This window comes from Gordonia sp. J1A, from assembly GCF_055393515.1.
Genome location: NZ_AP041607.1, coordinates 2409225 through 2423667, shown reverse-complemented (window position 1 = coordinate 2423667; position 14443 = coordinate 2409225). Strand labels below are relative to the sequence as shown.

Sequence of the window (14443 nt, the reverse complement as noted above, 5' to 3'; positions counted from 1 at the left end):
TGTCAGTTCGGTCGCAAGGCGGTGAGTGTCGCGCCCTCGCTCAGCACGATGTAGCCGTCGACGTCACGGGCCGATCCCAGCACAGTCCGGTTCCAGAGCTGCGCGCCCGAGTCGATGTCGTAGGCCGTCAACTGGTTGGGGTTCGCGAACACGGCCACATCGTCGGAGGCGCCCACGCAGGAGGAGGCGTCGATGGCGGCGTCGGGATCATCGAGCGCCGGGGGCGGCATCGCGCCGCGCCGCGCACCGTCGGCGAGGTCGAAGAACACGCGTGAGCGATCCTTGCGCGCCACTGACAGCACTCGGCCGCACGGCCGGGCGTTCGCCTTCGACAGTTCGGGATCTCCGATCTGCCAGAGCCCGTCGCCGGTCGCCGGATCGACGATCTCGTAGTGCCCGGCGGCGTCGAGAGACGACCCCTCGCCGGCGGGGGCGATCACCGGGAGCGTCGACGGTCCGCGGAGCACACGCATGCGCCGCGCCGTTCCGACGGCCTCGTCGCTGACGCCGGCCTCGGTGAAGGGATGGAACGAGACCGACTCGGCGCCGTACGCCGTGTCGGTCACCGCGATGCCGGATTCGAAGACGTCCACCGTGCACTGGGTGCAGGAGATCCGGTCGGTACCGTCGGCGGGGTCGATGACGTGATGTGCGTCGTCGGAGGTGTCGACGATGAGAGCGCCGTGCGCCTTGCGGACCTCGGCGGCGCCGGCGAAGGTGCGGCTCCACGCGGTGGCGCCGTCCGGTGATCGCAGACTGACCTGGTAGCCGCTCTGATTGACGTGCACGAAGTCGGGACCCAGGCCGAGAACCGCGGCGGTGTCGTCGCCGTCGGCGGTGCGGGTGAGGGATCCGTCGTGTTGATCGACGAGGTAGAACCCGTTCTCCGGCCCGTCGATGCGCAACCGAACGGCGCAGCCGATCTGACGGCGGTCGTTGATCGAGCAGTCGCCGAAACCCGCGTCGACCGGGGAGTTCCACTGCGGCTCGCCCGACCGTGCGTCGATGAGCATGAACTCGTGCTTGATGCCGACCGGGTACGAGATCAGCCAGCGGTGGCCGTCGGTGGCCGCGACCGTCGCCGGCCCGCTCATCCCCGGCAGCGTGCCGTCGTCGAGCGTCCACGCCGCGTCGGGTTCGGCGGAGTACGAGCGCAGCACGCCTTCGATGGAGGCGTCCGGTGCGGATTCCGGGGTACCGGACAGGACCACCCCGGCGGTGACGACCAGCGCCGCGGCGCCGAGGGCTGCGACCGCCGCCATGCCTCCGGGCAGGTGTGACAGGCGGCCCGCGAACGAGGAGCGCGAGGACATGCAAGACAGTCAATCACGGGCTCCGGCCGGGTGGTCGGAGCACCGTTCGCTCAGGGCGTATCGGGCCGGGAACATCCCCCTTGAGCGTTGCGTTGTCAACCACAGAACCCCGTCGCAGTACACAGCCGAGGACTGAGGACAGATGTAACTGCCTCGTCGCCTCCCGGGACCACTACAGTGGAGGCAGGGCTGGTCGCCGGAGTACGTCACACTTTCGTGACAGCGGCCGGGGCGCAAGCAATAGAGGGAGAACAATGTTCGAACGGTTCACCGACCGCGCACGCCGGGTTGTCGTCCTGGCGCAGGAAGAAGCGCGGATGCTCAACCACAACTACATCGGTACCGAGCACATCCTCCTGGGACTCATCCACGAGGGTGAAGGCGTCGCGGCGAAGGCGCTCGAGTCGCTCGGCATCTCGTTGGAGGCGGTTCGCAGCCAGGTCGAGGAGATCATCGGCCAGGGCCAGCAGGCGCCGTCGGGTCACATCCCGTTCACTCCGCGCGCCAAGAAGGTGCTGGAGCTGAGTCTGCGCGAGGCCTTGCAGCTCGGTCACAACTACATCGGCACCGAGCACATCCTGCTGGGTCTCATCCGCGAGGGCGAAGGCGTCGCCGCGCAGGTGCTGGTGAAACTGGGCGCCGACCTGAACAAGGTCCGCCAGCAGGTGATCCAGCTCCTCTCGGGCTACCAGGGCAAGGAGCCGGCCGAGGCGGGTACCGGCGCGCGGTCGTCGGAGTCGGGCACACCGTCGACCTCGCTGGTCCTCGATCAGTTCGGCCGCAATCTCACGACCGCCGCGAGCGAGGGCAAGCTCGATCCGGTGATCGGCCGTGAGAAGGAGATCGAGCGGGTCATGCAGGTCCTCTCGCGCCGCACCAAGAACAACCCGGTGCTCATCGGTGAGCCCGGCGTCGGCAAGACCGCCGTGGTCGAGGGGCTGGCGCAGGCGATCGTCAACGGCAACGTCCCGGAGACGCTCAAGGACAAGCAGCTCTACACGCTCGACCTCGGGTCGCTGGTCGCGGGCAGCCGCTACCGCGGCGATTTCGAGGAGCGCTTGAAGAAGGTGCTGAAGGAGATCAACACCCGCGGCGACATCATCCTGTTCATCGACGAGTTGCATCAGCTCGTCGGCGCGGGCGCAGCCGAGGGCGCGATCGACGCCGCCAGCATCCTGAAGCCGAAGCTGGCGCGCGGCGAACTGCAGACCATCGGTGCCACCACTCTGGACGAGTACCGCAAGTACATCGAGAAGGACGCCGCGCTCGAGCGCCGCTTCCAGCCGGTGCAGGTCGGCGAGCCGTCGGTGGAGCACACCATCGAGATCCTCAAGGGTCTGCGCGACCGCTACGAGCAGCACCACAAGGTGTCGATCACCGACGGTGCCCTCGCGGCTGCGGCCACCCTCGCCGATCGGTACATCAACGACCGCTTCCTGCCGGACAAGGCCATCGACCTCATCGACGAGGCCGGCGCGCGGATGCGCATCCGCCGGATGACCGCTCCGCCGGACCTGCGCGAGTTCGACGACCGCATCGCCGAAGCGCGCAAGGAGAAGGAATCGGCGATCGACGCCCAGGACTTCGAGAAGGCGGCGAGCCTCCGCGACAAGGAGAAGCAACTGGTCGCCGAGCGCGCCGAGCGCGAGAAGCAGTGGCGGGCGGGCGACCTCGACGTGGTCGCCGAGGTCAACGACGAGGAGATCGCCGAGGTCCTCGGCAACTGGACCGGTATCCCGGTGTTCAAGCTCACCGAGGAGGAGACCACTCGTCTGCTCCGCATGGAGGACGAGCTGCACAAGCGGATCATCGGCCAGGAGGACGCCGTGGCGGCGGTCTCGCGTGCGATCCGCCGTACTCGTGCCGGACTCAAGGATCCGAAGCGTCCGTCGGGCTCGTTCATCTTCGCCGGACCGTCGGGTGTCGGTAAGACCGAGCTGTCGAAGGCGCTCGCGAACTTCCTGTTCGGTGAGGACGACGCACTCATCCAGATCGACATGGGTGAGTTCCACGACCGCTTCACCGCGTCGCGACTGTTCGGAGCCCCTCCCGGCTACGTCGGTTACGACGAGGGCGGCCAGCTCACCGAGAAGGTGCGCCGCAAGCCGTTCTCGGTGGTCCTGTTCGACGAGATCGAGAAGGCCCACCCGGAGATCTACAACACGCTGTTGCAGGTGCTGGAGGACGGTCGCCTCACCGACGGTCAGGGCCGGACCGTGGACTTCAAGAACACGGTGCTGATCTTCACGTCCAACCTGGGCACGTCCGATATCTCCAAGGCTGTCGGCATGGGCTTCAGCAAGGACGACGGCCGCGGTTCCAACTACGACCGGATGAAGCAGAAGGTCAACGACGAGCTCAAGAAGCACTTCCGGCCTGAGTTCCTCAACCGCATCGACGACATCATCGTCTTCCACCAGCTGACGCAGGACGAGATCATCAAGATGGTCGACCTGATGATCGGCCGCGTGGAGGCGCAGTTGAAGAACAAGGACATGGATCTGGAGCTGACGGAGAAGGCCAAGAACCTCCTGGCCAAGCGCGGATTCGACCCGGTGCTGGGTGCGCGGCCGCTGCGCCGCACCATTCAGCGCGAGATCGAGGACCAGCTGTCGGAGAAGATCCTCTTCGAGGAGATCAAGGCCGGCCAGATCGTCGTCATCGACGTCGAGGGCTGGGACGGAGAGGGAACGGGCGAGGACGCCACGTTCACCTTCACCGGATCCGACCGCCCGCGGGCGATCCCGGATGCCCCGGCGGAACTGACCGAGGCAGCCGACGGCGAGGCGGGCTGACAACCGTCTGATACAGAATTTCGGCTCCCGCACGGGTCTCACAGACCGGTGCGGGAGCCGAAATTTTTGCGTCCGCGGCCTTACGATGATGCGAAAGCCGCGACATCAGTCGCAGACATCAGGGGAGCTCATGACTTTCGGACAGCAGCCGTTCCAACCTCCGCAGCCGCCGCCCGCACAACCCGCCTCACCGGTGGCCGCGTTGCTGGCACCGACGGCGCCGCCGTCGTCGACTCGGACGATCGTGGGTGCTGTCGCCGCTGTCGGGGCTCTCGTTCTCATTGTCTGCAGCTTCTTGGCGTGGGTCTCGGGGTCCGCTAAGAGCGAGCAGAGCCTCGGTACGGCGAGGATCGCCGTGGGAATGGACTTCACGGTGACCGGCATGGGCTCCGGTGACGCGTCGTTGTACGTCATCGAAGCGCCCGACATCGCCCGCGCCGCGATGGAGAACCAGATCTCGGCGCAAGAGGACTCGTTCTCCTCCGATGCCGATGAGAAGGCGAAGAAACCGGGTATCTGGATGATCGTCTTCGGAGTCATCGTCGCGGTGGGCGCGGTGCTGCTGCTGATCGGGCGCTACTCCGGCATCGGCGCGCTGGTGGCCGCGGTGGGCGGTCTCGCGGCCACGATCGCGGGCATCGTGTTCGTCGCCGACCCGACGGGCGCGGTCGGGATGAAGACGAGCAGCGAGATGCCGCCCGGCGCCGAACTCGGCGCTGCGTACGGGTTGTGGCTCGTGCTCGCGGGCGCGTTGGTGACGTTGGCGGCGGGGGCCGCTGCGGTGCTGCTCACGATCCGTCCGGGCCTGTTCGGCGGTAAGCCCGCCGCAGGCGCTGCAGGTCCGGCACAGTCTTTCGGCCAGCCCCAGTATGGGCAGCCCCAGTACGGGCAGCCCCAGCAGCCCGGACCCCAGCAGCCGGGACCGGGGCACTACGGGCAGCCGCAGCAGGGCTACGGACAGGCTCCGGGTGGATTCCCGCCGCCGCAGCCCGGCCCGTACCCGCCGGTGCAGCCGCCGCAGCCGGGCGCGTATCCGCAGCAGCCGCCGCAGACACCGCCGCACGGACAGGGTGGCGTTCCGCCGCAGCAGTAGAGCCCGGACGTCTGATGACGAACCGGGGGTGGGATTGCTTACACGGAACGGCGACAACCGGATCCGATTAGGGAATTCCACAGCTGGATATGTGAAACTCTCCTCCATGCGCTCTTCGGTCAATCGTCCCGCGGCGGTCGCCGCTGTGGTCGTCGCGGTCGTGGTGACCGCGGTGGTCGGATTCGCCCTGTCGAACTCCCGGGGAGCGGCCGGCCCGAGCTCGGCATCGGTGGTCGGAACGGCAGGTCGTACCGCGCCGCCGGTCAACTACGTCGCGATGGGCAGTTCCTTCGCGGCGGGCCCGGGTGAGGGGCCGGTGGTCGATCGGCGTTGCCTCCGAACCGGCGACAACTATCCGCACCAGGTGGCCGCACGGCTCGGTATGCGCCTGATCGACGTGACATGCTCGGGTTCCACCGCGGCGGAACTGGTCACCGGACCGGTGCGTAAGCACGGCAAGATCCGTCCGCAGGTGGAGGCCGTCGATCACAACACCCGCTTGGTCACCATCACGACGGGCGGCAACGACATCGACTTCGTCGGCCGCATCATCGCTCAGGCCTGCAATAACATGCGTGCGCTCGGACTGGCTCACTGCGGGTCGGGACGGATGCCTCCGCCGCCGCCCGGCCCGGCCGACTTCGGCCGTCTCGAGCAGTCGCTGGTGAACGCGGTGGAAGCGGTGCGGGCGCGCTCTCCGCTGGCTCGCGTGGTGCTCGTCGACTACACGCCGGTGGTGGCGATCGATGCACCGCCCTGCCAACTGTTGCCGCTGCTGCCGTGGGAGGTGGAGCAGGACGCCCAGATCGCCGCTGAGATGTCCGCGGTGAATCAGCGGGTCGCCGACCGTACCGGCGCCCAGCACGTCACGACCGCCTCGCTCGCGCCCCTGCATTCGGCCTGCGCGGCCGAACCGTGGATCCGCGGCTACGGCAACAAGATGGTGTTTCATCCGAATGCCGCGGGAAAGACCGGCATCGCCGATCTCGTGGCCGCGGCCGTGCGTTGACTCGTGATGACCACGATGTGGGCGCACCCAGCGTGAACGCCCGGGGGAAGCGGGAACTGCCCGTTCAGTGAAGAACGTTCAGCGAAGAAGGACCCCGGCTCGCCGAGCCGGGGTCCTTCTCGATGCAGTGGATCAGGCCGTCAGGGACGCGCGGGCTTCGCGTCGTGCGCCGCGTTGCTCTGCTTGACGCCCACGACGATCGCGGAGAGCAGCAGCAGCGCGCTGGTCGCCGTGATCAGGACGCCGAGTTCGGTGTTCACCGACTCGTACACGCCGAACCCGATCGTTCCGCCCACCACTGCGACGAACGACGACCGGCCCCAGCGCTGGATGCGCCAGTCGATCCGTTCGCGTCCGGTGGTGATGAGGCTGATCGGACTGCGGCGGAGTACCTCGACGAGGTAGACGGTGCCGAGAACGGTGACGAGGTAGGTCAGCAGGAGATTGATCCACAGCGGGGCGTCGAGGTGCTCGCGTGAGCTGACCAGGACGGTCGAGAGCACGATGACGTGCGCCAGATAGATGCCGAACGACCGGTCCGCGGCGGTTCGCATGAACCTGTCGGCGATCGAGCCCGAGCTCCGCCTGTCCTGCCAGATGGTTCCGCAGACGTACAGGATCACGATGATCGCGACGAAGGCGAACGCGTTGTGCACCATGAAGACGTTGGTGGCGCGGAACATCTCTTCGCCCTGGTCGACGTTGTAGACGAAGTACACCAGGGTCACGATGATCGTCACGAGGGCGACGAGCACCAACGGCCGGCGGAAGCGCCTCATGAAGCCGCTGAAGGCCTCGTAGTGATACGCGGCCAGGCAGCCCGCGAGGATGAAGAACTGATACGGGAACAGCGTGACGCCGAGGTAGCGCCAGATCAGGCCGGGCACACCGCTCTCGAAGAAGGAGAGCGGCGGACGCACCATGTGGAACAGCAGCCAGATGTGGAACGTCAGGCTGGCCGCGAGCAGGTACCGGTGGTATCCCCAGGTCCGCTTCAGAACCCACAGGACCGCCGGGAACACCAGATAGATCTGCATGCTCACGGACAGGAAGTACAGGTGGTAGGCGGCGTTGCCGGTGATCAGGTCGTACGCGAGACTCTTGAGTGCGAGGCGCTCGGAGGCGCCGTCGGTGAAGATGCCGCGGATCGCGTCCCAGCCGCCCTGCTGGTAGTGGCGATTGGTCCAGTAGAACAGCGACCACACCACGAAGGGCAGGCCGATCAGCTTGTAGCGTCTGCGCCAGAAGGTCGGTGCGTGCAGTTCGCGGTTGCGGTACTGGTAGGTGAGGACGAAGCCGGTGAGCGCGAAGAAGCAGTAGCGCGTGTACCGCAGGAGCAGACCCAGACCCTGGGCCGCCATCGCCGTCGCGGGGGCGAGCCCCAGGATGACGTGGTCGAGGATGACGCCGCCGAAGGTGAAGAGACGGACGAAGTCGATCTGGTAGAGATGCCCGTCTTTCTTCTTCTTGACGGGGGCCGGCACCTCAGCGGTGTCCGCGGGCTGCGGTGTCTGCGTGTCCGTCGGCGCCGAAGGCTCCTCGATTGCGTCGGGCCGACGCTCGGGCGCGTCGTCGATCTTCGGTTGGGCGTTTACCACCTGGCTACCCTGTCTTGTCGTTCATTCACCTGGCTCTGGTGCTGCTGCTGTGGCGAGGGTACTAGCCCAGGCTGGGTAAACACACATCAGCAACGGCGTCGATGTCCGTTCGGTCACGTTCGCCGGGCCCGTCCCTGGGGATTTGCAACGTTCTGATTCCGAAACGTCCGCCCAGGGTTTCGGTATGTCGGCCATGACGGGATACTCTGTGACAGAAGTGATTGGTGGGGCAAAAGGGGTTTGCAGTGCGACGATTCAGTTCACGAGCCGCGGTGGTCGCGGGAGTCTGCGCTCTCTTCTTGACGGGCGCCGGGGTGGCCTCGGCCGATCCGGCGACGTCCGCACCGAAGGAACCCGCCACGGCTCAGCTTCCCGCGCGTGTCGTGTCGCTGACGAACGTGGCACCCCAGGAGTCACTCCTGGAGGTGTACTCCGCCGCGATGGGGCGGACTATCTCGCTCAACGTGCTCCGGCCCGAGGACGATGCCCCGGCGCCGGTCCTGTATCTGCTCAACGGTGCGGGAGGCGGCGAGGACAGCGCCACCTGGCGCGCCAAGACCGACTACAAGAAGTTCTTCGCCGATAAGCGGGTCAATGTCGTGACGCCGGTGGGCGGGGCCTTCTCGTACTACACGGACTGGCAGCGCGACGATCCCGTGCTGGGCCGGAACAAGTGGCAGACCTTCCTCACGGAGGAACTGCCGCCGCTGGTCGACAAGGCCTTGAACACCAGCGGTGCGAACGCGATCGCGGGCATCTCCATGTCGGGGACCTCGGTGTTCAACCTCGCGATCGCGGCGCCCAAGCTGTACCGGTCGGTGGCTGCGTACAGCGGATGCGCACGGACCAGCGATCCGCTGGGCCAGGCGTACATCCGCACCGTCATCGGCGACCGCGGCCGCGGTGACATCACCAACATGTGGGGACCGCTCGACGGGCCGGGATGGCGGGCCAACGACCCCTACCTGCACGCGGCGGCACTGCGCGGTGTGAAGGTTTACATGACCTCCGGCAGCGGACTGCCGGGCCGGTACGACACCCTGGATGCGAGACTGATCAAGGGGGACCCGGCGGTTCTGGTGGATCAAGTGGTGATGGGCGGCGTCATCGAGGCCGCGGTCCGCAGCTGCACCGTGCAGATGGAGCAGGCGCTCAAGACGGCCGGCGTCGACACCGAGGTGATCTCGCGGCCGCTGGGCACCCACTCCTGGGAGTACTGGCAGCAGGATCTGCACACCACGTGGCCGATGATCGCCAAGGATCTGGGAACGGCCTGATCGGCACGAGTGTGTGACGCGGTGTCAGTCGCGGTCGAGTAGCAATCGGACGGTCAGTTCCATCCGGTTGGTGACGTCGGTGGCCGAGGCGCGCCGGGTCAGCCACTGCACCAGATTCGACATCCACACGTCCGAGATGACGCGGGCGATCGCGAGATCCTGGGCGGTCGGCTCGGCAGCCGGGTCCGCGTCGTCGATCATCGCGCCTGCGAGCAGTCGGTCGATGATGGTGGCGACTCGGTTGACCTCGCTGGTGGCCGAGGCGTCGGCGAACATGAAGGCCCGCGTCATCGCTTCGGTGAGCAGCGGATCCTTCTGCATCGCGAACGTGATCATGTCGAGGACGAAGCGCAGTCGCTCCACGGCGGTGTCACCCTGCAGGACGCTGCGGTCGGCGCGCGACTCCACCTTCTCGAGTTCGCGGGCGAGTGCGGTCACCAGCAGGTGCACCTTGGACGGGAAATAGCGGTACAGCGTGCCGACGGCCACGTCGGCCTTGTCGGCGACGGCTCGCATCTGGACGGCGTCGTATCCACCCTTCGATGCGAGCGCCAGGGTGGCGTCGAGGATGCGCCTGCGTCGTTCACGCTGTGCGGCGGATCCGACCTCGGCACCGGACAGTTGAGCGGGGGCTGGAGGCGGCGCCGGCATATCGGTCTCGGTCTTCGTCGTTCCCGCGCCAGCCATAGGTTTCCGTCTCCTCCGTTACGTCACGTCCATCGGCCGCCAGTTGGCAGCCGCCCTCCGATGGTGTACACCCAATGGATATTAGAACAGGTTCTAATTGACGTTACCAACAGAATCTCGGAGGAGGTCTCGGTGACAATCGCCACGTCAGCGGACCAAAGGGTTGTAAGTGACAGTATCGCTGCTTGGGCTCAGGCGCGCGATGTTCGCTCCGCGGTGCGGGGCGATCTCGACCACTCGGCGGACTCCTGGCGTCCGCTGTGGACGCAGATCGCGGACCTCGGGCTGTTCGCCGCCGGTGTTCCGGAGAGTGCGGGAGGTGCAGGCGGCAGCGTCGAGGACGTCGCCGTGATGTTCTCCGCCTGCGGTTCGGAGCTGGTTCCCGGTCCGCTTGCGCCGACGATGGCCGCCGGATACGTGCTGGCCACGCAGGGTGCGGAACTCGCCGACGAGGTGATGGCCGGACAGCGCCCGGTGGTGGTGCCCGCCACCGCGGTCGCCGAGTCCGCGGGCTTCGGCGTGGTCGACGGCTCAGTGGACCTCGGTCTGATCCCCGCGTACGTGTCCGACGCACTCGTCGCCGCACCGCTGACATTCGACGGCGGCACCGTGCGGTGGCGCCTCATCGATCCGGCATCGTGCCGCATGGAGACCGACGCGGTCGCCGGGCCCCTGGACGGCACGGCGGTCCCGGTGCGGGTGCGGGTGTCGGAGCTCTCGGAGGAGGAGACGCTCGCGCTGGACGACGGTGAGCTGTTCGTGGCCCTCCTGCACGTCGGCGTGATCGCCTATCAGGCCGGGGTCGCCGCGCACGTCCTGGACCTGGCGGTCGACTATGCGAAGGTCCGCACCCAATTCGGTGCGGTGATCGGGTCGTTTCAGGCGATCAAGCAGATCTGCGCGGACATGCTCTGCCGGAGCGAGCAGCTCGCCGCCGCCGCATGGGACCTCGCTCGCGCGCTCGACGACGCGCGGACCGGTACCGGTGATCAGGGTCGTGACCAGGTGGAACTGAGCAGGCTGGCGGCCGCGGTGCTGACCGCGGATCTCTCGCCCGCCAACGCGAAGGACGCCATTCAGGTCCTCGGCGGCATCGGCTTCACCTTCGAGCACGACGCGCACCTGTATCTGCGTTCCGCGCTCGCCGCGCGCATGCAGCTCGCCGCCGGGGAGCCCCAGCGCGCGGCGTTGGCCGAGCTCGGCCGTGCCGGCGGCCGCCGAGAGTTCTCGCTCGACCTCGCCGACGCCGAGGCCCGCAGGCCCGCGATCGCGGCCACCGCCGAGGCGATCGCGGCGGTACCGGAGTCGGAGCGACGCGCCGAGCTCGCTCGCACCGGATTCCTCGCCCCGCACTGGCCGGAGCCCTACGGATTGTCGGCCGATCCGGCGTTGCAGCTGCTCATCGACGCGGAGCTCGACCGGGTCGGCGTGGTCCGCCCCGACCTGGTGATCGCCGGATGGGCGCTGCCGACCATCCTGGAGCACGGCACCGACGAGCAGCGCGAGAAGTTCGTCTCGCCCACCCTCGCGGGCGAGATCCGCTGGTGCCAGCTGTTCAGCGAACCCGAGGCGGGCAGCGATCTCGCATCACTGCGCACGCGCGCGGTCCGCACCGACGGCGGCTGGCTGCTGACCGGACAGAAGATCTGGACGTCGGAGGCGCACATGTCGCAGTGGGCGGTGTGCCTGGCGCGGACCGATCCGGACGTGGCCAAGCACAAGGGCATCACGTATTTCCTGGTCGACATGTCGGCACCGGGCATCGACATCCGTCCGCTGCGGGAGCTGACCGGCCGGGCGATGTTCAACGAGGTCTTCCTCGACAACGTTTTCGTGCCCGATTCCATGGTGGTCGGCGACGTCGGAAACGGCTGGCGCCTGGCGCGCACCACCCTCGCCAACGAGCGTGTCGCCATGGGCGGGTCCGGGCTGGGCAAGGAGGTGGATGCGCTGCTCCGGCAACTCGACAGCAGCGGCGTCGAACTGACCGGGGCCCAGACGCTCGAACTGGGCCGGATCATCGCCGACGCCCACATCGGACGGGTGCTCGACGCGCGGTCGGTGGCTCAGCGGCTCAGTGGCACCGACCCGGGCGCCACGTCGAGTGTCCGGAAACTGATCGGTGTGGTGCACCGGCAGTCGGTGCCCGAGTTCGCCACCGATCTGCTGGGGTGCGAGGGGCTGGGCGCGACCGCCGCCACCGACCTGCTGCTGCTGAATCGCTGCCTCTCGATCGCCGGTGGAACCACCCAGATCCTGAAGAACGCAGCGGCTGAACGGATTCTAGGTCTACCCCGCGGGTGAGCGGGAAACGCGTCGACAACGGCACGAAAATCGCAGGGCATCGGCAAGATGTGACACCGGTCTCTGGGTCTCTGATAAACTAGAACAAGTTCTAATACTGCTGGAGGAGGAGCCGGGTGGATTTCACCCTGGAGCCCACCGCTGCTGCGGTCCGCGACGTCGCCGACGAGGTGATGCGCCGACTGCAGCCGGACTGGGAGAGCAAGTTCACCGAAGGAGCCGGCGGCTTCGATGCCGCCGCATGGGAGGCGCTCACCGGAGCCGGAGTCACCGTGCTTCCGCTGCCCGAGTCGCTCGGAGGCGACGGGCTGGCGATCGATTCGCTGGTGCCGCTGCTGACCCGCGCGGGTCACGACGCCGTCGTGGCTCCGCTGATCGGGACCCTGGTCTCCGGACTGGTGCTGGCTCGGTCGTCCTCGGCGGCCGAGCACGCTCGCGCCATCGCCGAGGGCGGCTGGCACGCCGTCGCGATCGGCGAACGGGGTCGCGCACTGGGTGAGGCCCCGACGGTCACGCTCACCGACACCGTCGACGGGGCCCGGCTCGACGGCGTCAAGACCGGCGTGCTCGCGGCCGAAGGCGCATCGGCGCTGCTGGTGGTGGCCGACAGAGGCGTCGCCGTGGTGACGCCCGACGCCGCCGGCGTCGAGATCAGCCGCACCGCCGCGTCGTCGGGCTGGGGCGAGTACACGGTCGTGTTCGACGGTGTCGCCGTGCCGCACTCGCACGTCGTCGCCGACGATCCCCGCCCGGCCGTCGACGCGTACCGGGCGCTGTTCGCCGCGTACGTCGACGGACTGGTGGCCGGTGCTGTCAAGCGGACCGCCGAGCACGTCTCGACCCGCCACCAGTTCGGCAAGCCGATCGCCGGATTCCAGGCCGTCGGCCAGCAGTTGGCGGACGTCTATGTGATCTCCCGGACCATGAATCTGGTCGCCACGGCGGCGGCGTGGGACATCGCGAACGGAGTCGATCCCGAGCAGGATCTCGCCACGGCGATGTATTGGATCGCCGCCGAACTGCCGGCCACTCTGCGCACCATGACGCACCTGCACGGGGGCGTCGGCGTGGACGTGACCTACCCGCTGCACCGCTACTTCTCACTGGTCAAGGACGCCGCTCGTCTGGCGGGCGGCGCACACGCCACGCTCGACAAGCTGGCCGACGAGACCGTTCCCGCCGGACAGGAGGCGCTCGCATGTTCGTAGCGTTCACCGACGAGCAGATCGCCTTGCGCGACGAATTGCGCGCCTACTTCGCCGGCCTCATCAGCCCGGACGAGGAGCGCACGATGCGCACCGAGCGGCACGGTCCGAGCTACCGCAACGTCATCTCCCGCATGGGCGCCGACGGCTGGCTCGGTGTCGGCTGGCCGAAGGAGTTCGGCGGCAAGGGCTTCGGCGAGATCGAACAGCAGATCTTCACCAATGAGGCGGTGCGGGCCGACGTTCCGCTGCCGTCGGTGACTCTGCAGACTGTCGGCCCCACCCTGCAGCGTTACGGGACTCAGGAGCAGAAGGACTTCTTCCTGCCGAAGATCCTCGCCGGCGAGGTGCACTTCGCGATCGGCTACACCGAACCCGACGCCGGTACCGACCTCGCCTCGCTGACCACGCGGGCCGTCGTCGATCCGGCCACCGGCGACTACATCGTGAACGGTCAGAAGATCTTCACCACCGGCGGCCACGACGCCGATTACATCTGGCTCGCCTGCCGCACCGATGCCGAGGTGCCGAAGCACAAGGGCATCTCGATCCTCATCGTCGACACGAAGGATCCCGGCTTCACCTGGACGCCGATCATCACCGCCGACGGTGCGCACCATGTCAACGCCACCTACTACAACGACGTCCGCGTGCCCGCGAGCATGCGCGTCGGGGAGGAGGGCGACGGCTGGAAGCTGATCACCACCCAGCTCAATCATGAGCGCGTCATGCTCGGGCCGTCGGGGCGCATCGGCGGGCTGGAGGACCGGCTGCGCGCGTGGGCCCGGTCCGCCCAGTACGAGGGCGCCCCGGTGATCGAGCAGGAGCAGGTGCGACGGCTCCTCGCGCAGATCGGCGCATACGAGCGGCTCAACGAGCTGCTGAACTGGCAGGTCGCGTCGAACGGAGAGATCTCCATGGCGGATGCCGCGGCGACGAAGGTCTTCTCCACCGAGCGGCTTCAGACGATCTACCGGCTGATCGACGAGGTCGTCGGACGCTTCGGCGACTTCACCGAACCGGTCACGTCGGAGTTCGCCGAATGGCTCGACATGCAGGCGAAGCGCAACGTCGTCATCACCTTCGGCGGCGGTGTCAACGAGGTGATGCGCGACATGATCGGCACGGCCGGCCTCGGCCTGCCGCGGACGAAGCGATAAGG

The 14443-nt window shown here is 67.7% G+C and carries 10 protein-coding genes; 7 read left to right on the top strand and 3 right to left on the bottom strand.

Annotated features, from left to right (window positions below; translation table 11 throughout):
- Positions 1-2: 2 nt before the first annotated feature.
- Positions 3-1313: a PQQ-binding-like beta-propeller repeat protein gene (locus ACZ5QD_RS11305; protein ID WP_006897301.1), complete on the bottom strand. Its 1311-nt coding sequence runs from the start codon at positions 1311-1313 to the stop codon at positions 3-5.
- Between the two features lie 254 nt (positions 1314-1567).
- Between ACZ5QD_RS11305 and ACZ5QD_RS11300 the strand changes: the two genes are divergently transcribed.
- The 3 genes from ACZ5QD_RS11300 (at position 1568) to ACZ5QD_RS11290 (ending at position 6210) form a co-directional block, all read left to right on the top strand.
- Positions 1568-4108 (top strand): ATP-dependent Clp protease ATP-binding subunit, encoded by a 2541-nt coding sequence (locus tag ACZ5QD_RS11300; RefSeq protein WP_006897300.1) that lies wholly within the window; start codon positions 1568-1570, stop codon positions 4106-4108.
- A gap of 130 nt (positions 4109-4238) precedes the next feature.
- Positions 4239-5201, top strand: coding sequence for a hypothetical protein (locus ACZ5QD_RS11295; protein ID WP_081598126.1), 963 nt, complete (start codon positions 4239-4241; stop codon positions 5199-5201).
- Positions 5202-5307: 106 nt separating this feature from the next.
- Entirely contained in the window at positions 5308-6210 is a 903-nt protein-coding gene (locus tag ACZ5QD_RS11290) for an SGNH/GDSL hydrolase family protein (protein WP_006897298.1), read from the top strand.
- A gap of 140 nt (positions 6211-6350) precedes the next feature.
- On the opposite strand, the gene ACZ5QD_RS11285 is transcribed toward ACZ5QD_RS11290, so the two are convergent.
- Positions 6351-7808, bottom strand: a complete 1458-nt coding sequence (locus ACZ5QD_RS11285) for an acyltransferase (protein ID WP_006897297.1) — start codon at positions 7806-7808, stop codon at positions 6351-6353.
- A gap of 245 nt (positions 7809-8053) precedes the next feature.
- Here ACZ5QD_RS11285 and ACZ5QD_RS11280 point away from each other — a divergent pair, with 245 nt between their 5' ends.
- The gene (locus tag ACZ5QD_RS11280; protein ID WP_411815636.1) at positions 8054-9085 is read left to right on the top strand and encodes an alpha/beta hydrolase; all 1032 of its coding nucleotides are present in this window, start codon (positions 8054-8056) and stop codon (positions 9083-9085) included.
- A gap of 24 nt (positions 9086-9109) precedes the next feature.
- Here ACZ5QD_RS11280 and kstR read toward each other — a convergent pair whose 3' ends face one another.
- Positions 9110-9736: a cholesterol catabolism transcriptional regulator KstR gene (gene kstR, locus ACZ5QD_RS11275; RefSeq protein ID WP_085950754.1), complete on the bottom strand. Its 627-nt coding sequence runs from the start codon at positions 9734-9736 to the stop codon at positions 9110-9112.
- A gap of 168 nt (positions 9737-9904) precedes the next feature.
- On the opposite strand from kstR, the gene ACZ5QD_RS11270 reads away from it, so the two are divergent.
- The 3 genes from ACZ5QD_RS11270 to ACZ5QD_RS11260 all read left to right on the top strand — a co-directional run bounded on the left by ACZ5QD_RS11270 (position 9905) and on the right by ACZ5QD_RS11260 (position 14441).
- Positions 9905-12076, top strand: a complete 2172-nt coding sequence (locus ACZ5QD_RS11270) for an acyl-CoA dehydrogenase (protein WP_062366011.1) — start codon at positions 9905-9907, stop codon at positions 12074-12076.
- A 116-nt stretch (positions 12077-12192) separates the two neighbouring features.
- Complete coding sequence (locus tag ACZ5QD_RS11265; protein ID WP_464366754.1) at positions 12193-13284, top strand: acyl-CoA dehydrogenase family protein; 1092 nt, start codon at positions 12193-12195, stop codon at positions 13282-13284.
- On the top strand, positions 13275-14441 hold the full coding sequence (locus ACZ5QD_RS11260; protein WP_375003626.1) for an acyl-CoA dehydrogenase family protein: 1167 nt from the start codon (positions 13275-13277) through the stop codon (positions 14439-14441). Before ACZ5QD_RS11265 ends, ACZ5QD_RS11260 begins: the two co-directional genes overlap by 10 nt.
- The last annotated feature ends 2 nt before the right edge of the window (positions 14442-14443 follow it).